The organism is Xenorhabdus bakwenae, from assembly GCF_030272115.1.
Classification (GTDB): domain Bacteria; phylum Pseudomonadota; class Gammaproteobacteria; order Enterobacterales; family Enterobacteriaceae; genus Xenorhabdus; species Xenorhabdus bakwenae.
In genome coordinates, this window is the sequence record NZ_CP119194.1 from 1,909,176 (window position 1) to 1,928,216 (window position 19,041).

The 19,041-nt window shown below is 45.1% G+C and carries 15 protein-coding genes, 1 tRNA gene and 1 pseudogene; 10 read left to right on the forward strand and 7 right to left on the reverse strand.

Annotated features, from left to right (window positions below; translation table 11 throughout):
- The first annotated feature begins 9 nt into the window (after positions 1 to 9).
- The 7 genes from PXH59_RS09715 (at position 10) to hpaC (ending at position 7,918) form a co-directional block, all read left to right on the forward strand.
- Positions 10 to 1,482 (forward strand): NAD-dependent succinate-semialdehyde dehydrogenase, encoded by a 1,473-nt coding sequence (locus tag PXH59_RS09715; protein ID WP_285811493.1) that lies wholly within the window; start codon positions 10 to 12, stop codon positions 1,480 to 1,482.
- A 5-nt stretch (positions 1,483 to 1,487) separates the two neighbouring features.
- Positions 1,488 to 2,291 (forward strand): 2-oxo-hept-4-ene-1,7-dioate hydratase, encoded by an 804-nt coding sequence (hpaH, locus tag PXH59_RS09720; RefSeq protein WP_047768172.1) that lies wholly within the window; start codon positions 1,488 to 1,490, stop codon positions 2,289 to 2,291.
- An 18-nt stretch (positions 2,292 to 2,309) separates the two neighbouring features.
- Positions 2,310 to 3,077: a 4-hydroxy-2-oxoheptanedioate aldolase gene (hpaI, locus tag PXH59_RS09725; protein ID WP_047768175.1), complete on the forward strand. Its 768-nt coding sequence runs from the start codon at positions 2,310 to 2,312 to the stop codon at positions 3,075 to 3,077.
- A 170-nt stretch (positions 3,078 to 3,247) separates the two neighbouring features.
- Positions 3,248 to 4,615 carry a 4-hydroxyphenylacetate permease gene (hpaX, locus tag PXH59_RS09730; protein ID WP_285811494.1) on the forward strand — a complete coding sequence of 456 codons (1,368 nt, stop codon included), beginning with the start codon at positions 3,248 to 3,250 and terminating at the stop codon, positions 4,613 to 4,615.
- A gap of 53 nt (positions 4,616 to 4,668) precedes the next feature.
- Complete coding sequence (gene hpaA, locus PXH59_RS09735) at positions 4,669 to 5,583, forward strand: 4-hydroxyphenylacetate catabolism regulatory protein HpaA (protein WP_285811495.1); 915 nt, start codon at positions 4,669 to 4,671, stop codon at positions 5,581 to 5,583.
- Between the two features lie 234 nt (positions 5,584 to 5,817).
- Positions 5,818 to 7,380: a 4-hydroxyphenylacetate 3-monooxygenase, oxygenase component gene (gene hpaB, locus PXH59_RS09740; protein ID WP_285811496.1), complete on the forward strand. Its 1,563-nt coding sequence runs from the start codon at positions 5,818 to 5,820 to the stop codon at positions 7,378 to 7,380.
- Between the two features lie 19 nt (positions 7,381 to 7,399).
- Positions 7,400 to 7,918, forward strand: coding sequence for a 4-hydroxyphenylacetate 3-monooxygenase, reductase component (gene hpaC, locus PXH59_RS09745; protein WP_285811497.1), 519 nt, complete (start codon positions 7,400 to 7,402; stop codon positions 7,916 to 7,918).
- A gap of 537 nt (positions 7,919 to 8,455) precedes the next feature.
- Here the strand turns inward: hpaC and fbaA are convergent.
- The 4 genes from fbaA to tkt all read right to left on the reverse strand — a co-directional run bounded on the left by fbaA (position 8,456) and on the right by tkt (position 14,134).
- The gene (gene fbaA, locus PXH59_RS09750; protein WP_285811498.1) at positions 8,456 to 9,532 is read right to left on the reverse strand and encodes a class II fructose-bisphosphate aldolase; all 1,077 of its coding nucleotides are present in this window, start codon (positions 9,530 to 9,532) and stop codon (positions 8,456 to 8,458) included.
- 57 nt (positions 9,533 to 9,589) lie between these two features.
- Entirely contained in the window at positions 9,590 to 10,756 is a 1,167-nt protein-coding gene (gene pgk / locus PXH59_RS09755) for a phosphoglycerate kinase (protein ID WP_047768189.1), read from the reverse strand.
- A 74-nt stretch (positions 10,757 to 10,830) separates the two neighbouring features.
- Positions 10,831 to 11,850, reverse strand: coding sequence for an erythrose-4-phosphate dehydrogenase (gene epd, locus PXH59_RS09760; protein ID WP_285811499.1), 1,020 nt, complete (start codon positions 11,848 to 11,850; stop codon positions 10,831 to 10,833).
- Between the two features lie 289 nt (positions 11,851 to 12,139).
- Positions 12,140 to 14,134 carry a transketolase gene (tkt, locus tag PXH59_RS09765; protein ID WP_285811500.1) on the reverse strand — a complete coding sequence of 665 codons (1,995 nt, stop codon included), beginning with the start codon at positions 14,132 to 14,134 and terminating at the stop codon, positions 12,140 to 12,142.
- A 700-nt stretch (positions 14,135 to 14,834) separates the two neighbouring features.
- On the opposite strand from tkt, the gene PXH59_RS09770 reads away from it, so the two are divergent.
- On the forward strand, positions 14,835 to 15,689 hold the full coding sequence (locus tag PXH59_RS09770) for a hypothetical protein (RefSeq protein ID WP_053014216.1): 855 nt from the start codon (positions 14,835 to 14,837) through the stop codon (positions 15,687 to 15,689).
- 277 nt (positions 15,690 to 15,966) lie between these two features.
- Here the strand turns inward: PXH59_RS09770 and PXH59_RS09775 are convergent.
- A tRNA-Asp gene (locus PXH59_RS09775) sits at positions 15,967 to 16,043 on the reverse strand.
- Positions 16,044 to 16,180: 137 nt separating this feature from the next.
- Complete coding sequence (dnaQ, locus tag PXH59_RS09780) at positions 16,181 to 16,930, reverse strand: DNA polymerase III subunit epsilon (RefSeq protein ID WP_047768195.1); 750 nt, start codon at positions 16,928 to 16,930, stop codon at positions 16,181 to 16,183.
- 1 nt (position 16,931) lies between these two features.
- Between dnaQ and rnhA the strand changes: the two are divergent.
- Positions 16,932 to 17,464, forward strand: a pseudogene (gene rnhA / locus PXH59_RS09785) (ribonuclease HI).
- Here the strand turns inward: rnhA and PXH59_RS09790 are convergent.
- Positions 17,461 to 18,189 (reverse strand): class I SAM-dependent methyltransferase, encoded by a 729-nt coding sequence (locus PXH59_RS09790; protein ID WP_285811501.1) that lies wholly within the window; start codon positions 18,187 to 18,189, stop codon positions 17,461 to 17,463. The pseudogene rnhA and the gene PXH59_RS09790 sit on opposite strands and share 4 nt — an antisense overlap.
- A 52-nt stretch (positions 18,190 to 18,241) precedes the next feature.
- On the opposite strand from PXH59_RS09790, the gene gloB reads away from it, so the two are divergent.
- Positions 18,242 to 18,997 (forward strand): hydroxyacylglutathione hydrolase, encoded by a 756-nt coding sequence (gene gloB / locus PXH59_RS09795; protein WP_285811502.1) that lies wholly within the window; start codon positions 18,242 to 18,244, stop codon positions 18,995 to 18,997.
- Positions 18,998 to 19,041 lie beyond the last annotated feature (44 nt).

Below are 19,041 nucleotides of genomic sequence, written 5' to 3' on the forward strand. Positions count from 1 at the left end.
GAAGAAACTATGACGAATCATCTGGATATACCATTGCTGCGTCAACAGGCCTATATCAACGGTCAATGGGTTGATGCAGAAAATAAAGCGACTTTTGAAGTCATTAACCCGGCCAATGATAAGATCATTGCCAATGTCAGTGACCTGGGCGCCAAAGAGACACAGTCTGCCATTGAAGCCGCCCAGAATGCCCTGCCTGCATGGCGGTCGTTGACAGCAAAACAGCGTAGCCAAAAGCTCAAGCAATGGTTCCATCTGGTGATGGAAAACCAAACCGCCTTAGCAGAAATACTGAGCATGGAACAAGGCAAATCCCACACCGAGGCAATGGGCGAAATTGCTTACGGTGCCAGTTTTATCGAATGGTTTGCGGAAGAAGGCAAACGCATGTATGGCGAAACATTGCCTTCGCCAATGCCGGGCCGCCGTCTCGCCACCATCAAACAACCGATTGGCGTCGTTGCGGCTATTACACCGTGGAATTTCCCCAATGCGATGATCACCCGTAAAGTGGCCCCTGCACTGGCGGCGGGATGTACGGTGGTTCTGAAACCTGCGGCTGAAACGCCCCTTTCTGCGCTGGCTTTAGTCGTCCTGGCGGAACAGGCAGGCATACCGGCTGGCGTCTTCAATATCGTCACAGGAATGGATGCCAAAGCCATGGGTGAAGTGCTGACCTCAAGCCCTATCGTGCGCAAACTTTCGTTCACCGGCTCTACGCGGGTTGGCAAGTTATTAATGGCACAAAGCGCCGATACGGTGAAAAAACTCTCCCTCGAACTGGGTGGCAATGCGCCTTTTATCGTGTTTGATGATGCCGATCTTGATGCGGCGGTAGCGGGCGCAATGGCGGCGAAATTCCGTAACAGCGGGCAAACCTGTGTGTGTGCCAACCGTATTTTGGTACAGGAAGGGATTTATGAGGCTTTTGCCGAACGTCTGGCTCATGCAGTCAAACAGCTTCGGGTGGGGCCAGCCACTGATAGCGCATCACAGCAAGGCCCGCTGATTAATCAGGCGGCTGTAGAAAAAGTACGGGCGCATATCAGTGATGCCGTTTCCAACGGCGCACGCATCCTGACGGGAGGAAAATCCCACACGCTGGGGGGGTTGTTCTTTGAGCCAACGGTACTGACAGATGTTACTGAATTCATGTTAGTTGCTCACGAAGAAACCTTCGGCCCTCTGGCTCCACTGTTCAAATTCCGTGATGAAGACGAGGCTATCCGCATTGCTAACAGTACTGAATTTGGCCTGGCTGCTTATTTCTATTCCCGTGATATTGGCCGAATTTACCGTGTGGCGGAAGCGTTGGAAAGTGGCATGGTAGGTATCAATGAAGGTTTGATTTCCAACGAAATCGCGCCATTTGGCGGGATCAAGCAATCGGGGCTGGGACGTGAGGGTTCACGTTACGGTATTGAGGATTATCTGGAAGTGAAATACCTCTGTTTTGGCGGGTTGGAAGCGAAAGGAGCTTAACCCCTATGCTACAGCAAGAAATCGTATCACGCGCCGCACGCCGTTTACATCAGGCAGAGCAAAGCCGTGAGCAAATCCGACAAATCTCATTGGACTATCCAGAGATAACAATTGAGGATGCTTACGCCATTCAACGTGAATGGGTGAATTTAAAAATCAAGGAGGGCCGAATTCTCAAGGGACATAAGATTGGTCTGACCTCCAAGGCCATGCAAGCCAGTTCACAGATTAATGAACCGGATTATGGTGCCCTGCTGGATGATATGTTTTTTCAAGACGGCGGTGATATTCCTTGTGAACGCTTTATTGTGCCCCGTATTGAGACCGAACTGGCCTTTGTGCTGGCAAAACCCTTGCGAGGCCCGAACTGTACGCTGTTTGATGTGTATAACGCAACAGATTACGTCATTCCCGCCCTGGAACTGATTGATGCCCGTTGTCACAACATCGATCCCGAAACGCAGCGTCCACGCAAGGTATTCGATACGATTTCTGACAATGCCGCCAATGGTGGGGTGATTATCGGGGGGCGGCCGATCAAGCCAGATGAACTGGATCTGCGCTGGGTTAGTGCCCTGCTCTACCGTAATGGTGTGATTGAAGAATCCGGCGTGGCGGCCGCAGTTCTCAATCATCCCGCCAATGGTGTGGCATGGCTTGCCAATAAACTGGCACCACATGGTGTTCAACTTGAAGCAGGCCAGATTATTCTGGCTGGATCTTTTACCCGTCCAGTCCCGGCACGTAAAGGTGATACCTTTCATGTGGATTATGGCGTGTTAGGGTCAATTAGCTGTCACTTTGTTTAAATCTGTCGAGGTAACACCATGGATCAGCTAACAAATAAATTTAAACATGCCCTGAAAGCAGGGCATCCACAAATCGGATTATGGCTTGGGTTATGCAGCGGGTATAGCGCGGAAATACTGGCAGGAACAGGATTTGATTGGCTGTTGATTGATGGTGAACACGCGCCCAATGAGATTTCCACCATTCTTGCCCAATTACAAGGCATGGCCCCTTACCCAAGCCAGCCGGTTGTTCGTCCGGCATGGAATGATCCGGTGATCGTCAAACCGTTGCTGGATATTGGTGCCCAGACGTTATTGTTCCCGATGATTCAAAATGCGGCGCAAGCGCGTGACGCGGTCAGGGCGACTCGCTATCCCCCCACGGGTATTCGTGGCGTAGGCAGTGCTCTGGCACGCGCTTCCCGCTGGAACCGCATTCCTGACTATCTGTCTCGTGCCAATGACGAAATTTGTGTATTAGTACAGGCAGAAACCCGTGAGGCCCTGCAAAACCTACCGGAGATAGCGGCTGTCGAAGGCGTTGATGGTGTGTTTATCGGCCCGGCCGATCTCAGTGCGGATATGGGCCACATCGGTAACCCGCAACATCCTGAAGTTCAGGCTGCCATCGACCAAGCCATTGTTCAGATCCAGTCTGCCGGCAAGGCTGCCGGCATTTTGATGACCAATGTCGATGCAGCTAAACATTATCTTAATTTGGGGGCGCTGTTCGTTGCCGTAGGGGTTGATACCATCCTATTAACCGGAGCAGCCCATGCTTTGGCAAAGCATTTCGGCAAATAATCAGCCAATCATCGACAAAAAACAATGCCCCGGAATGGCTGATGTTGATCACGACACCAGCCATAGCAATTGAAGTTTCTAATCTCTGAGCAAACAAGCACATATAACTAATAGATTTCAAATCCCCGCCCAAAGGAAAATCAAGCCACTCACAAAACAAGGAAACAGCGATGAGCATTTCACCTGATACTATACCAAAATCCGAAAATCCCCCCCATCAACCTAAAAAACTGACCGCCCAACAGCAAAGTGTCATCAATAAATTATTCCGACGCCTGATCCTCTTTCTCTTTGTCCTGTTTGTTTTCTCTTTTTTGGATCGTATCAATATTGGGTTTGCTGGTTTGACGATGGGAAAAGATCTCGGTTTAACATCCACCATGTTCGGTTTGGCTGCTACGCTGTTTTACGCCACTTACGTTATTTTCGGCATTCCCAGCAATGTGATGTTGAGTATTGTGGGAGCTCGTCGCTGGATTGCGACCATCATGGTGTTATGGGGGATCGCTTCCACCGCCACAATGTTTGCCACGGGTTCCACGAGCCTGTATATCCTGCGGATGTTGGTGGGCATTGCGGAAGCAGGCTTTTTGCCGGGGATTTTGGTTTATCTGACTTATTGGTTTCCGGCCTATTATCGTGCGCGTGCCAATGCGCTGTTTATGGTTGCCATGCCCGTAACGATGGCGTTTGGTTCACTCATTTCCGGTTATATTCTGGCAATGGATGGCATCTGGGATCTGCGTGGTTGGCAGTGGTTGTTTTTGCTGGAAGGCTTCCCTTCTGTTTTACTTGGTTTTGCTGTCTGGTGTTATCTGGATGATTCACCAGAAAAGGCCAAATGGTTAACTCGTGAAGATAAGCAGTGCCTTCACGAGATGATAGAAAACGATAAGCTTTCTATAACCCAGCCCAATGAACAGATTCAACCGCAAAAAAACCGCTTATGGCGCGAAGTTTTTACCCCAATGGTATTGATGTACACCTTCGCTTATTTCTGCCTGACCAACACCTTAAGTGCCATTAATATCTGGACGCCACAGATTATGCAAAGTTTCAATCAGGGCAGCAGCCATGTGATGATCGGCATTTTGACTGCCATTCCACAATTCTGCACGATCTTGGGCATGGTTTACTGGAGCCGCCGCTCAGACCGCCGGCAAGAACGCAAAATGCACACAGCCTTACCCTACCTGTTTGCCGCCGCAGGTTGGATTTTAACTTCACTGACTAATAACAGCATAGTGCAACTGTTGGGGATCATTATGGCTTCCACCGGATCGTTTACCGCTATGGCGGTATTCTGGACAACGCCAGATCAATCGATTAGCTTGCGTGCCCGCGCCGTGGGGATCGCGGTGATCAATGCTACGGGTAATGTGGGGTCTGCCGTCAGTCCTTTACTGATCGGCTGGTTAAAAGATCAAACAGGGCATTTTAACACCGGGCTTTATTTCGTAGCCGGATTACTCATCATCGGTGCGTTAATCGTTTTTCTGATCCCGATGAAACATTCACGGCCACAGGCAAGCGCATAAATAACGAGCAACTATTGATACCTTAGCCAACAATAAGATACAGGAGGAAATTGATGACTGTATCCAATGTGCCCAAAGCCAATAAATCCATCATCACTAATATCGATATCAGCAAGGACTATGACGAAACTCGGGGATCGGATGATGTTCACTACCAAACTTTTGGTCATATGGCGGCATTTTTCGGGCGTAATATGCAGGCGCATCGCCATAACGGTTTTTTCCAACTCCATTATCTGGTGACAGGACGAATCGAACTGCAATTAGACGCACAGCATTATTCCGTACAAGCCCCTCTGTTTATCCTGACGCCACCTTCTGTTCCCCACGCCTTTTTTACGCAGGAAGATACGGATGGTTATGTACTGACCGTCCGTCAGGAGCTGATCACTCCATTGCTCGGTTCACTTTATCCCACCCATCGAGAACTGGTTGATATTCCGGCTATCTGTCTTTCCGTCGCGGATAAATATGATGAATTGGAAACATTCAACCATTATTGGGCACTGATTAGGCGTGAGTCTGCCAACCCATTCACCGGACGAGAACAAGTACTAACTTTCCTGGCTCAATCTCTGTTTACCTTTTTGCTACGTAGTATTCCCCTTGACGATCATCATTGCGGTGGTGTCAGAGGAGAATTGAAACTGTTTCAGCGCTTTAACCGATTGATTGATCAACACTATCACCAGCATCTTGCCGTGCCAGAATATGCAGAAAAATTGGGAATTACAGAATCACGCCTAAAGGATATGTGCCGACGCTTTGCCAATCGACCACCAAAAAAGCTGATCTTTGACCGACTACTGCGGGAAGCAAAACGGTTATTGCTGTTTAGTGATAGTCCCGTATTTGAGATAGCGTACCAGCTTGGGTTTAAAGATCCTGCTTACTTCACCCGATTTTTTAATCGGTTAGTGGGGTGTTCACCGAGTGTCTGGCGGGAGAGAAATGTAATTGGGGAATAAACCGGGATAAGCAAGCAAAAAATAATGATTACCAAAACACAAAGCCGATCACATTTACGCAACAAACTCTCTGCTTTTATCGAAAAGTACCAGTAAATCCTCCGAAAGTCTCTTCTAAAAGAGCCGTTTAATCGCTTCAATCAAACAGTGAAACAAACATAAAATTAACAACCACCCCCCCCCCATATGGATAACAAATCAAAATAAGGGGATTTTTTGGAGCATGAGGTTGCTATGAGACTAGAAAATTTGCGTGCTGATCATAAACGCCCATTTACCAGTAAAGAATACCTGAATTCACTTCAGGATAGCCGCGAGATTTACATCTATGGTGAACGGGTCAAAGATGTCACAACACACCCGGCTTTCCGCAATGCGGCTGCTTCAATCGGTCAACTGTATGATGCCCTTCATGCCCCGGAAACCCACGATGTACTCTGCTGGGATACCGATACCGGCAGTGGTGGCTACACGCACAAATTCTTCCGTTTCGCCACCAGCGCTGATGATATCCGCCAGCAGCGCGATGCTATTGCTGAGTGGTCACGCCTAAATTATGGCTGGATGGGGCGTTCACCCGATTATAAAGCGGCATTCTGCTGCTCACTGGGTGCTTATCCTAAATATTATGGACAATTCGCTGACAATGCCCGTATCTGGTATAAGCGCATTCAGGAAAGCTGTGTCTATTTCAATCATGCGATTGTTAATCCACCGATTGATCGCCATAAACCCGCAGATCAGGTCAAAGATGTTTTTATCCAGATAGAAAAAGAGACAGATGCCGGAATTATTGTCAGTGGTGCCAAAGTCGTTGCCACCAATTCAGCCCTGACGCACTATAATTTTATCGGTTTTGGCTCTGCACAAGTTATGGGAGATAATCCTGATTTTGCCCTTATGTTTGTTGCACCAATGGATGCCGATGGCGTGAAATTAATCTCCCGCGCCTCTTATGAATTGGTGGCCGGTGCGACTGGCTCCCCCTTTGATTACCCCCTTTCCAGTCGGTTTGATGAAAATGACGCCATTCTGGTCATGGATAAGGTATTAATTCCGTGGGAAAACGTGTTAATTTATCGCGATTTTGATCGCGCCCGTAATTGGGCGGTGCAAAGTGGTTTTGCGCGGCTATTCCCCATGCAAGCCTGTGTACGTCTTGCCGTTAAGCTCGATTTCATGACGGCACTGTTGCAAAAAAGCCTTGAATGCACTGGCGTGGTGGAATTCCGCGGTGTTCAGGCTGATTTGGGAGAAGTCGTTGCATGGCGCAATCTGTTCTGGTCACTGACAGATGCGATGTGGGCAGAAGCCAAGCCGTGGGAAAATGGCGCTTATTTGCCTGATATTCAAGCAATTCAGACTTATCGCGTGATGGCTCCCATGGCTTACACAAAAATCAAGAATATTATTGAAAGCAATGTCACCAGCGGCTTGATTTATTTGCCATCCAGTGTGCGTGACATGAATAATCCTGAGATCAATAAGTATCTTGAAAAATATGTCCGTGGCTCAAATGGTATTGATCATGTGGAACGGATCAAAATCTTGAAATTAATGTGGGATGCCATTGGCAGTGAGTTCGGTGGTCGCCATGAATTATACGAAATTAATTATGCCGGCAGTCAGGACGAAATTCGCCTGCAATGCCTGCGTCACGCCCATGGTTCCGGCAATATGAAGAAAATGATGGCATTGGTCGATCGCTGCCTTTCTGACTATGATGTGAAGGGTTGGAGCCGTCCCCATTTACACAATAACTGTGATATTAACCTGTTAGATAAGCTGCTGAAATAAATCAGGAGCAGGAGCTAGTATGTCTGTAGAAAATAAACATCGCTTGCGTTTCAGGGATGCGATGGCAAGCCTTTCCGCTGCGGTGAATATCATCACCACGGATGGTTCTGCGGGACGTTGCGGTATGACTGCAACGGCGGTGTGCTCAGTGACAGATACGCCTCCGACTCTGATGGTATGTATTAATCGCGATAGCGCCATGAATCCGGTATTTCAGGAAAATGGTCATCTGTGTGTCAATATCCTGGATCATGAACAGGAATTGATGGCACGCCATTTCGCGGGCATGACGGGCATCAGCATGGAAGAGCGCTTTAATTGGGATATCTGGAAAACTGGCATACTGGGACAACCCTTGCTACAAGGGGCACTCGCCAATTTAGAGGGATGTATTAAGCAAGTACAGGAAGTCGGTACTCACTATGTCTATCTGGTGGAAATAAAACAGATCCTTGTTCGTGAAGAAGGTCATGGCCTTATTTACTTTAAGCGTAATTTTCATCCAGTGATGGATAAAAATATGGCAGCCGTTATTTAAAAACAGCGCATTAAAACAGAAATATTCTTAACACAACCTCCTGACATGAAAGCTCCTTAACAAAGAGCTTTCATCTCTCAATTCTTATCAATATCTTTTTAATGGATATTTAATAGATTTAGCACTGAATATTGGCCAAAAATTTCAGTCTGAAAATCCTCAATCTCATTTCAAAATACATAATTAAAAATTCATATATAAATAAAAGGAATTCAATTTCATAACCTTTTTTATTTCATCTACCTCGATTAAACAACTGAACAACCATACTGCCCATCGCCTACCCCCTGGTGCTAGTTTTACTCTCGGATGACGTGTAATAAGCAAGCTATTTCCTGTAATTATTATCAATAAATAACAAACTCACTTTGATTTAATATTATGAAAACGTAACCTGCTTGATTAAACAAATTTTCCACCCGTTGATAAATCGAATTATAGGAAGAGAAATACCAAGTTAAAAGCTGGCTAATTCAAAAAGAATTTAGCCAGCTTTTACATAAAATCAGTAATAATTTTTATCTAAATAGCCATTTATTACAGCACATCAACCGCATTCAGCTCTTTAAAGGCCTGTTCCAGACGAATAACCATAGAAGCCTGAGCAGCACGCAGCCAAACCCGTGGGTCGTAGAATTTCTTGTTAGGCTTATCTGCGCCTTCTGGGTTACCCAACTGGCCTTGCAGGTAACCTTCGTTCTTTTTGTAGTAATTCAGAATACCTTCCCAAGTTGCCCACTGGGTATCGGTATCGATATTCATTTTCACTACACCGTAGCTCACGGCTTCCTGAATCTCTTCTGCGGTAGAGCCTGAGCCACCGTGGAAGACAAAGTCCAGGCTGTTGTGTGGCAGGTTGAATTTTTCAGAAACGTAATCCTGTGAGTTGCGCAGGATTTTTGGCGTCAGTTTAACGTTGCCTGGTTTGTATACACCGTGAACATTACCGAAAGAAGCCGCGATGGTGAAACGTGGGCTGATAGCGTTCAGTTTCTCATACGCATAAGCCACATCTTCCGGCTGAGTGTACAGGGAAGAACTGTCCAGATGGGAGTTATCAACACCATCTTCTTCACCACCAGTACAACCCAGTTCGATTTCCAGTGTCATGTCGATTTTTGCCATGCGTGCCAGATATTGACTGCAAATCTCGATATTTTCTTCCAGAGATTCTTCTGACAGGTCGATCATATGAGAGGAGAACAGCGGTTTGCCAGTTTGTGCGTAGTGTTTCTCACCCGCATCCAGCAGACCGTCGATCCATGGTAGCAGTTTACGGGCACAATGGTCGGTATGCAGGATAACCGGCACACCATAATGTTCTGCCATCTGGTGAACGTGGTGAGCACCCGAAATAGCACCAATAATCGCCGCTTGCTGACCTTCTGCTTTCAGCCCCTTACCGGCAATGAAAGAGGCACCACCGTTGGAAAACTGGATAATGACCGGAGCACGTACTTTTGCCGCCGTTTCCAACACTGCGTTGATGGAATCAGTACCAACGCAGTTAACCGCTGGCAACGCGAAATTGTTTTCTTTAGCGATGGCAAAGACTTTTTGAACATCATCACCAGTGATGACACCCGGTTTTACGAAATCAAAAATTTTAGACATGTTACGTGGTCCTGTATTGACATTGAACAGGCAGCCAATGCTGCCTGTTATCACAACTTAATTACTTTTAGCACGTTCTTCCAGCATCACAACGGCGGGCAGTTTTTTGCCTTCAACGAACTCAAGGAAAGCACCACCACCAGTAGAGATGTAAGAGATCTTGTCAGCAATTTCGAACAGATCGATTGCCGCCAAGGTATCACCGCCACCTGCGATTGAGAAAGCATCACTTTCAGCAATTGCACGGGCAATAATTTCGGTTCCTTTACGGAAGTTAGGAAATTCAAACACACCGACCGGGCCATTCCACAAAATGGTCCTGGCGCTTTTCAGGATTTCAGCCAGACGTTCGGCAGAAGCATCACCCAGGTCAAGGATCTGCTCTTCATCTTTAATTTCGCTGGTCGATTTCAGCGTCGCTTGCGCAGTCTCAGAGAATTCTGTCGCAACACGAACATCGGTAGGGACTGGGATGTCACAGCTTTCCATCAGTTTTTTCGCTTCAGGAATCAAATCATCTTCGTACAGTGAACGGCCAACATTATGCCCTTCTGCGGCAACAAACGTATTGGCAATTCCACCACCGACGATCAGCTGATCGGCAATTTTGGTCAGTGAATCAAGAACAGTCAGTTTGGTTGAAACCTTAGAGCCACCCACAATCGCCACCATTGGACGAGCAGGATTGTGCAGTGCCTTACCCAACGCTTCCAGCTCACCAGACAGCAGCGGACCAGCACAAGCAATTGGAGCAAACTTGGCAACGCCGTGAGTGGATGCCTGAGCACGATGTGCAGTACCAAAAGCATCCATTACATACACATCACACAGTGCAGCATACTGCTTCGACAACATTTCATCGTCTTTTTTCTCACCTTTGTTGAAGCGAACGTTTTCCAGAACAACGAGTTCGCCTTCCGCCACGTCAACACCATCCAGATAGTTTTTTTCCAGACGAACAGGAGAAGAAAGTGCTTCTTTCAGATAATCAACGACAGGTTGCAGAGAGAACGCTTCGTTGTATTCCCCCTCAGTCGGACGTCCCAGGTGAGAAGTAACCATGACCTTGGCTCCCTGACTCAACGCAGCCTCAATCGTCGGCAAAGATGCACGGATACGTGCATCAGAGGTAACTTTGCCATCTTTTACAGGCACATTCAGATCAGAACGGATCAAGACACGTTTACCCGCCAGATCTAAATCAGTCATCTTAATTACAGACATGGTGAATCCTCTCATTGATTCTTTATAAAATTACTCAATCTTCTGCTGTGTGCCGTTTGTGACACAACAAATGATTATTTGAAACCGGTTGCGGCCATTGTCAGCGTCGTATCAATCATACGATTGGCAAAGCCCCACTCATTGTCACACCACATCAGGGTTTTAATCAGGTGTTTCCCGCTCACCCTCGTTTGTGTGCCATCCACAATAGCACTGTGGGGATCGTGGTTAAAATCCGTTGAAACCAACGGCAAATCCGTGTAATTCACTATACCACGAAACTCCCTGACCGCTGATTTTTGCAGGATCTGGTTCACATCTTCAACATTCACTGCCGAGCGGACGGTGACACTTAAATCAATGGCCGTCACATTGATAGTGGGCACCCGAACAGAAATCGCCTCAAACCGATCATTGAATTTAGGAAAAACACGTGTGATCCCCGCAGCCAGTTTTGTATCAACAGGAATAATGGATTGACTAGCCGCCCGGGTTCGACGTAAATCACAGTGATAAGCATCAATCACGGGTTGATCATTCATTGATGCGTGGATGGTTGTCACCGTACCTGATTCAATATTGAACGCATCATCCAACACTTTGATGATTGGAATAATGCAGTTTGTTGTACAGGATGCATTAGAAACAATACGATCTTCAGCAACCAATGAATGGTGATTGACACCATATACCACAGTCGCATCCAGATTATTTCCCCCTGGATGTGAAAACAGGACTTTTTTAGCCCCACTCGCGATATGAGACTCTCCGTCTGCCCGCTCACCATATTTACCCGTGCAGTCAAGTACAATATCAATATCCAGCGCTTTCCACGGCAGGGCTGAGATATTCGGTTGATGAAATAACCGAATACTGTTTTCTCCTACTTGCAGTAAATCATTATTCAGGCGTACATCCCATGCAAAACGCCCATGACTGGAATCGTATTTCAATAAGTGAGCAATGCCTTGTGCATCTGCCAACTCATTGATAGCGATCACTGAAATTTCAGCTTGACGCCCGGATTCGTAAAGAGCACGCAACACGCTGCGCCCAACTCTCCCGAAACCGTTAATCGCTACCCTGATAGTCATGTTACTCCCTGAATTTCTCTGTAGTTACGCAACCGCTTAGGATAACTGAGCAATGTCTACTTGTACTGATAATTCATCACAAAATTAACCAGATTGTGACATACAAGACATTTTATAAACTAAATCACACAGTTAACTGAAACGGTTCAGCCACTATGGAAGCAGATTACGAGAAAACAAGAGTGATGGCAAGCGTCATTCGTCACATGATGGAGGAAAAATTGAACAAAAAAAGAGCGCATTCGCTCTAAAATTGATACGAATGCGCTTAATATGGGTTATTTGCCGGTTATTTCAACAAACTCGTTGCCTTGGCTACTACATTTTCAACCGTGAAGCCAAATTCTTTGAGCAGAATATCAGCAGGTGCAGATTCACCGAAAGTATTCATACCGACGATAGCACCATTGATACCAACATATTTGAACCAGTAATCAGAGATACCCGCTTCGATGGCAACACGGGCAGAAACTGCTGCTGGCAGTACCGCTTCACGATATGCTGCCTCTTGCTTATCGAAAGCATCGGTTGATGGCATAGAAACCACACGAACCTGACGACCTTCAGCGGTCAGTTGCTCAGCCGCTTTCACCGCCAATTCCACTTCGGAACCCGTAGCAATCAGGATCAACTCAGGCTGGCCTGCACAATCTTTCAGGATGTAAGCCCCTTTTTCGATATTCGCTAATTGCTCAGTAGTACGATCCTGTTGTGCCAGATTTTGACGGGAGAAGATCAATGCCGTTGGACCATCTTTGCGCTCAATGGCATATTTCCATGCCACCGCAGATTCAACCTGGTCACATGGACGCCATGTGCTCATATTTGGCGTTACGCGCAGGCTGGCAATTTGTTCGACGGGTTGGTGAGTTGGGCCATCTTCACCCAGCCCGATGGAATCGTGGGTATAAACGAAGATGCTACGCACTTTCATCAAAGCCGCCATGCGTACAGCATTACGGGCATATTCCACGAACATCAGGAATGTGGCGCCATAAGGCACAAAACCACCATGTAATGCGATACCGTTCATGATGGCAGACATACCGAATTCACGCACACCATAGTGAATGTAATTACCGTCCTGCACATCGTTCAAAGGCTTAGAACCAGACCATATGGTCAGATTACTTGGTGCTAAGTCAGCAGAGCCACCCATGAATTCTGGCAGAACTTTACCGAAGGCTTCCAGTGCATTTTGTGATGCCTTACGGCTCGCAATAGAAGCCGGGTTCTGTTGCAGCTTTTCAATGAATGCCTTAGACTCAGCTTCCCAGTTCGCTGGCAATTCACTGCGGGTACGCCGGTTAAATTCAGCAGCCAGTTCTGGATAAGCGTGTGCATAGGCAGCAAATTTCTCTTCCCAAGTGGCTTCTTTAACCTTGCCTGTTTCCTGGGCGTTCCAGCCAGCGTAAATGTCCTGAGGAATGTCAAACGCAGGATATTCCCACCCCAGTGCCTTACGGGTTGCTTCAATTTCAGCATCCCCCAGCGGGGCACCGTGACATTCTTCTTTGCCTGCTTTGTTTGGTGAGCCAAAGCCGATGATGGTTTTGCACATCAACAGGGATGGCTTGCCCGTCTCTTTGCGGGCTGCTTCAATAGCCGCCACAATCGCGTCAGAATCATGGCCGTCTACGCCACGGATAACATGCCAGCCATAGGCTTCAAAACGTGCTGCGGTATCATCGGTGAACCAACCTTCTACCTCACCATCGATAGAAATGCCGTTGTCATCATAGAATGCGATCAATTTGCCCAGTTTCAGTGTACCCGCCAAAGAGCAAACTTCATGGGAGATGCCTTCCATCATACAGCCGTCACCCATGAATACATAAGTATAGTGATCGACGATATCATGCCCCGGACGATTGAACTGCGCTGCCAGTGTGCGTTCTGCAATCGCAAAACCGACGGCATTGGCAATACCCTGTCCCAATGGGCCAGTCGTAGTTTCTACGCCCGGAGTATAGCCATATTCTGGGTGGCCTGGAGTTTTAGAGTGTAGTTGACGGAAATTCTTCAAATCGTCAATAGAAACATCATAACCCGTCAAGTGCAGAAGACTGTATATCAGCATGGAGCCGTGGCCATTGGATAACACGAAACGGTCACGATCAACCCAGCCAGGATGAGAAGGGTTATGGTTTAAATAATCACGCCACAGCACTTCGGCAATATCAGCCATTCCCATTGGTGCGCCAGGATGCCCTGATTTTGCTTTCTGCACAGCGTCCATGCTCAAGAAGCGGATAGCATTAGCAAGGGTTTTACGAGTGGTCATTCTTTACTCCAAGTCGGATAAAAGCGTTAGTGAACTAAGAACTAATTTTCGCAGCGCAGCATACAAACCGCAATCATTAATACCAGAAATTAATGCCAGATGATAAGGAGAACTATCTTAATTTCTCCTTGACAATAATTCTTTGATTTACCTCGTTGCTTTGGTGCCCTATCGAGATAAAGCGGACAACTGAAGGTGTTATTGCGCAAATAAGGAATGATTTCCCAGCGTGACTTGCGCAATAAAAAACTACGTATTAGACACGATACCCAATAGGTTAATCAAGGTCAAAAAGGCGAGTTCTTCAGCCAAATTAAGATGAGAATAACGAACAAAATTCACTTGTAATATATTTTGATGTCAACAGCAATTTTGGTGATATCTCTGTTCCAGGGATACATTCTCTTGCTTACATGCCATAGATTGACAGTCTATTGGGAATAGATAATTCTTCTATAAAAAATAAAAAAACAAAATAAAAACTTATAAATAAACCATTCATGGATAGCTATCATTATTCTATTTTTTATTTTAAAAAAATTATCACAAAATATAAAAATAACCCATAAAAATAGGTCATCAGCTCAATAAAATTAAATTATTAGATGATAAAAAAAAGTAATTTGCATTAATACTATAAAAAGGTGAGGTTATAGATTCACCATCATTTCATGACACTAAAAAATATTAAGGGAATAACATGAGGAAAATAATAATTTTTATTTCTTTATATTTATTGGGATTGCAAATAGCTTTTGCTGACGTTAATTCAATAAATACAAACTCTGGTTATAATCTCGCAACAGAATTAACCCAAAGATACAACGATACTGGAAATAACTGTGGAGATGGAGATCATCCGGCATTTTTATGCTCCGGGATTTTATTGAGAGGAACAGTCCCTTCAGATTACTATTATTCTTGGAATCCAAGTCCACACTCACAAAGTAGCGGTGGTGTCTCATTTTCTTATTTGAGAACTGATTCTAAACTTATTACATTAGATGCTGGTTACACAAATGGTTTCATTTTTGCTCCTTATTTATCCGCATCGGCAAATAATAAAAAACATCCCGAAGCTCTTTGCTACTTCCCTATCAATGCAGTTTCTGCCGACAGAGATGACAAAGGATGTGGTGCTACTCCGGGTATTCCCCGCAGTGCTCCTTGTCAACAACTTGGAATTACTACTGCCCAACAGTGGATAAAAAATGGAAGCGATGAAGAGAGTCAGTGTGGTTTTGATGTGAGCATTAAGTCAGGGGAAAATCATGCTGATGCCTTCATACAGGGAGTTCAGGCGCGTTTACAGCTCTCGCTAGCAATAAATAATGAGTTAATATTGGCGACCTGGTCCCAAAATATTCCCAATGAATTACCCATCGAAGCCTTTTTTTATCTTCCAGGAGGGCTTAACGGTGCGCAACATGATCAAAAGGAATTTTATAATGTCACTGGAAAAATAATACCGATAATACAGATAGATCTTCCTGCCGATTATTCTCAAGATGCTACTTTTACTTATAATAAAGAGGATCAAGTCATTAACAATTAAAATAAAGATCAGGAAATAAACCTAAAGATCAAAGTTAGTTTAATTAAGCACTATATGCGATAAACTTCAAGTTGCAATCTGCAAGACGACGCGAGGCCTTATATTTCCCCGCTTCGCGGGGAAATATAACACGCATCTTGAAATTGAATTGGTATAACACCAAAAATAAAACCATAAAAATATTATAAATCTACTTTTGTAGATAAAAAATAACAGCTAATAATCATTATAAAAAAAACAAAAAGCCCCGAGTCAAAAACTCAGGGCTTATAAATTCTGGCGGTGCGGACGGGACTCGAACCCGCGACCCCCGGCGTGACAGGCCGGTATTCTAACCAACTGAACTACCGCACCGCGTGGTGTTCTGGTTGAGAACGGGGTGGATAATACGGGTTACGATAAAATCCGTCAATCGCTTTTTATAACAAAATAGTTTGCTTGCACGTTTTTTAGCCTCAACTATGCATTTACCACCATTTTGCCGCAGTTTATCAATGTATCTGCTCAGGTTTTATACGCCAAAGACAGCTTCCCCCCTTCTTTTCCACCAAATCCAAACGAGATTCATGCTGAATTAATTCTTCATCGGAAGCATAAACAATTTTCAGCCCTGCCTGTGGGCGAGTAATCTTTTGGATTTCTGCAACCTGCGTACTGCCTGACGTTTCTCCTTCCATCGAAAAAGCCAATGATGTCTGACCACCTGTCATTGACAGATAAACATCAGCCAGAATTTCGGCATCGAGTAATGCCCCGTGGAGAGTACGTTTTGAATTATCGATATGGTAACGGTCACATAACGCATCGAGATTATTACGCTTACCAGGGAAAAGTTTCCTCGCCAATACCAAACTATCTGTAATGGTACAAAACTCAGCAGTGGGTGGAATATCTCGATTCAATTTACTGAATTCATAATCCATAAAGCCGATATCAAACGTTGCGTTATGAATAATCAACTCAGCACCACGGATAAACTCAATAAATTCATCAGCGATATCAGCAAATTTCGGTTTATCCTGCAAAAATTCATCACTAATACCGTGAATTTCAAACGCTTCGGGATCAACTAAGCGTTCTGGCTTGATATAAATATGAAAATGGCGTCCTGTCAGACGACGATTGATAACCTCCACGGCACCAATTTCAATGATGTTGTGTCCCTCATAGTGAACACCTAACTTGTTCATACCGGTTGTTTCGGTATCGAGGACTATTTGGCGGGTAATAGCAGTGCTCATAATGTTTTTTTGTGTCAGACTTAGATTTTTGATTAAAGATAATATAGGAAGAGTCTACCAAAAATGAACAAACAGGTAGAAATTTTCACCGATGGTTCTTGCCTCGGCAATCCTGGTCCTGGCGGATATGGCGTTTTACTCCGCTACCAACAGCAAGAAAAAACGTTGAGTGGCGGTTATTTTCACACAACCAATAACCGCATGGAATTAATGGCAGCCATAATAGGATTGGAAGCGCTCAAACGTCCCTGTACCGTAATCTTGACGACAGACAGCCAGTATGTGCGTCAAGGGATCACTCAATGGATCCATAACTGGAAAAAACGCGGCTGGAAAAAAGCAGACAAATCTCCCGTCGTCAATGTCGATCTCTGGCAGCGGCTCGATAAAACTATCTCGCGGCATGACATTGATTGGCGCTGGGTCAAAGGCCACGCTGGACATCGGGAAAATGAACGGTGTGATGAGCTGGCTCGCACAGCCGCGAATAACCCTACTCAAACGGATGATGGCTATATCGAAAGCGAAAATTAACCCCCCCACTCATCGTGTCGGTGAATATTTTTCGCCGCCCCCAGTGCATTACTGAATCTTGGTTTCATCAATGTTGTCCGCATGGGGTTTAATGTCAACGGTATTGTCCGTTTGCGGGCAATAATCACATTCAGGCAACCCAATATTGACATGCAGGAGTTATCAAAACGCGTTCCGCTTTGCCACGGTAATACATGGAAGTTGGCATGATGGATAACTTCATAATTAAGAAGACGCAGCCAATCCAATTGACGCAGCGTTGAAAACATTTGAGCTTTGCAAGATTGCCGACGATATACCGGAGCAATCATTTTCTTGAAACCTAATATACTCATTGGATTAAAACCACTGATAACCAGCCAACCATCATCTATCATGATCCTATCGACTTCTCTCAAAAGCCAATGTGGATCAATACTATAAGTCAACATATGCGCCAACAAACAAGCATCGACAGATTTAGTTGCAAAAGGGAGGTAACAGGGATCAGTAATGACATTCATATTTTGCCCTTGTAACCCTATATTGACTTGATGGCTGACCAAACAGGAACGAGTATCAATTTCGGCACTTAAGTTGCCGATTTTCACTAAATGAAAACCAAAGATCTTGGGCCACCACGGTTCCAATTGATGTTCCAGAGCGACGCGGTAATATTCTCCCCACGGTAACGCGGCCCAAGAAACAGGGAGGGTTATTTGCTTAATTGAACGTGCTGATCGCATGTCATCTTCCTTTCAACCTACTTATAAACCTACTATAAAAATGAGGCATATAATGGAGCTTATCAGGATACCCGCCCTTTCAGATAACTACATTTGGTTACTTTGTGATGAAAACAAACATTGTGCCATTATTGATCCTGCTGAATCACGACCTGTGATTGATATTCTAGCAGCAAATCAACTTATTCCGGCTGCGATTCTACTGACACACCACCATGATGATCACGTTGGCGGTGTTCCCGGGCTACTCAAACAATACCCTGAATTACCTGTATATGGCCCTGAAGAGACACAAAACAAAGGAGCTACTCAGATTGTCCATGAAGAGAACACCGTTGAAATAGGAAATTTTTCTTTCCGGATCATAGCACTACCAGGACATACACTTGGTCACATTGCATTCTATCAGGCTCCCTATCTGTTTTGTGGAGATACGCTGTTTTCTGGCGGCTGTGGACGACTGTTTGAAGGTACAGCCGAACAAATGTTTTCCTCTCTGGAGAAAATTTCATCATTACCCGATGATACGTTGATCTGCTGTGCTCACGAATACACGGCGGCGAATATGAAATTTGCAAAAACAGTATTACCTGACAATCAGAATATTCACGATTATTATCAAGAAACGCTTAAATTACGTGAAAATAACCAAGCAACAATCCCAACAGATTTACAAACAGAGAAAAAAATCAATGTTTTCTTAAATTGCCACGATATTGATTTACAAAAAAATATCGGTATCAAACCTAATTCAACGCCACTTTCTTCTATTTTTCAGCGATTAAGGGCTTATAAAGATCGATTTTAATTTTATTGGGTTGTCTTCCACGTAATAGGCCAGTATTATTGCTC

Bases quoted from the DNA above. Each gene is read 5' to 3' on its own strand.
- PXH59_RS09715 (WP_285811493.1), top strand. From the start codon at position 10: ATGACGAATCATCTGGATATACCATTGCTGCGTCAACAGGCCTATATC.
- hpaH (WP_047768172.1), top strand. From the start codon at position 1,488: ATGCTACAGCAAGAAATCGTATCACGCGCCGCACGCCGTTTACATCAG.
- hpaI (WP_047768175.1), top strand. From the start codon at position 2,310: ATGGATCAGCTAACAAATAAATTTAAACATGCCCTGAAAGCAGGGCAT.
- hpaX (WP_285811494.1), top strand. From the start codon at position 3,248: ATGAGCATTTCACCTGATACTATACCAAAATCCGAAAATCCCCCCCAT.
- hpaA (WP_285811495.1), top strand. From the start codon at position 4,669: ATGACTGTATCCAATGTGCCCAAAGCCAATAAATCCATCATCACTAAT.
- hpaB (WP_285811496.1), top strand. From the start codon at position 5,818: ATGAGACTAGAAAATTTGCGTGCTGATCATAAACGCCCATTTACCAGT.
- hpaC (WP_285811497.1), top strand. From the start codon at position 7,400: ATGTCTGTAGAAAATAAACATCGCTTGCGTTTCAGGGATGCGATGGCA.
- fbaA (WP_285811498.1), bottom strand. From the start codon at position 9,532: ATGTCTAAAATTTTTGATTTCGTAAAACCGGGTGTCATCACTGGTGAT.
- pgk (WP_047768189.1), bottom strand. From the start codon at position 10,756: ATGTCTGTAATTAAGATGACTGATTTAGATCTGGCGGGTAAACGTGTC.
- epd (WP_285811499.1), bottom strand. From the start codon at position 11,850: ATGACTATCAGGGTAGCGATTAACGGTTTCGGGAGAGTTGGGCGCAGC.
- tkt (WP_285811500.1), bottom strand. From the start codon at position 14,134: ATGACCACTCGTAAAACCCTTGCTAATGCTATCCGCTTCTTGAGCATG.
- PXH59_RS09770 (WP_053014216.1), top strand. From the start codon at position 14,835: ATGAGGAAAATAATAATTTTTATTTCTTTATATTTATTGGGATTGCAA.
- dnaQ (WP_047768195.1), bottom strand. From the start codon at position 16,930: ATGAGCACTGCTATTACCCGCCAAATAGTCCTCGATACCGAAACAACC.
- PXH59_RS09790 (WP_285811501.1), bottom strand. From the start codon at position 18,189: ATGCGATCAGCACGTTCAATTAAGCAAATAACCCTCCCTGTTTCTTGG.
- gloB (WP_285811502.1), top strand. From the start codon at position 18,242: ATGGAGCTTATCAGGATACCCGCCCTTTCAGATAACTACATTTGGTTA.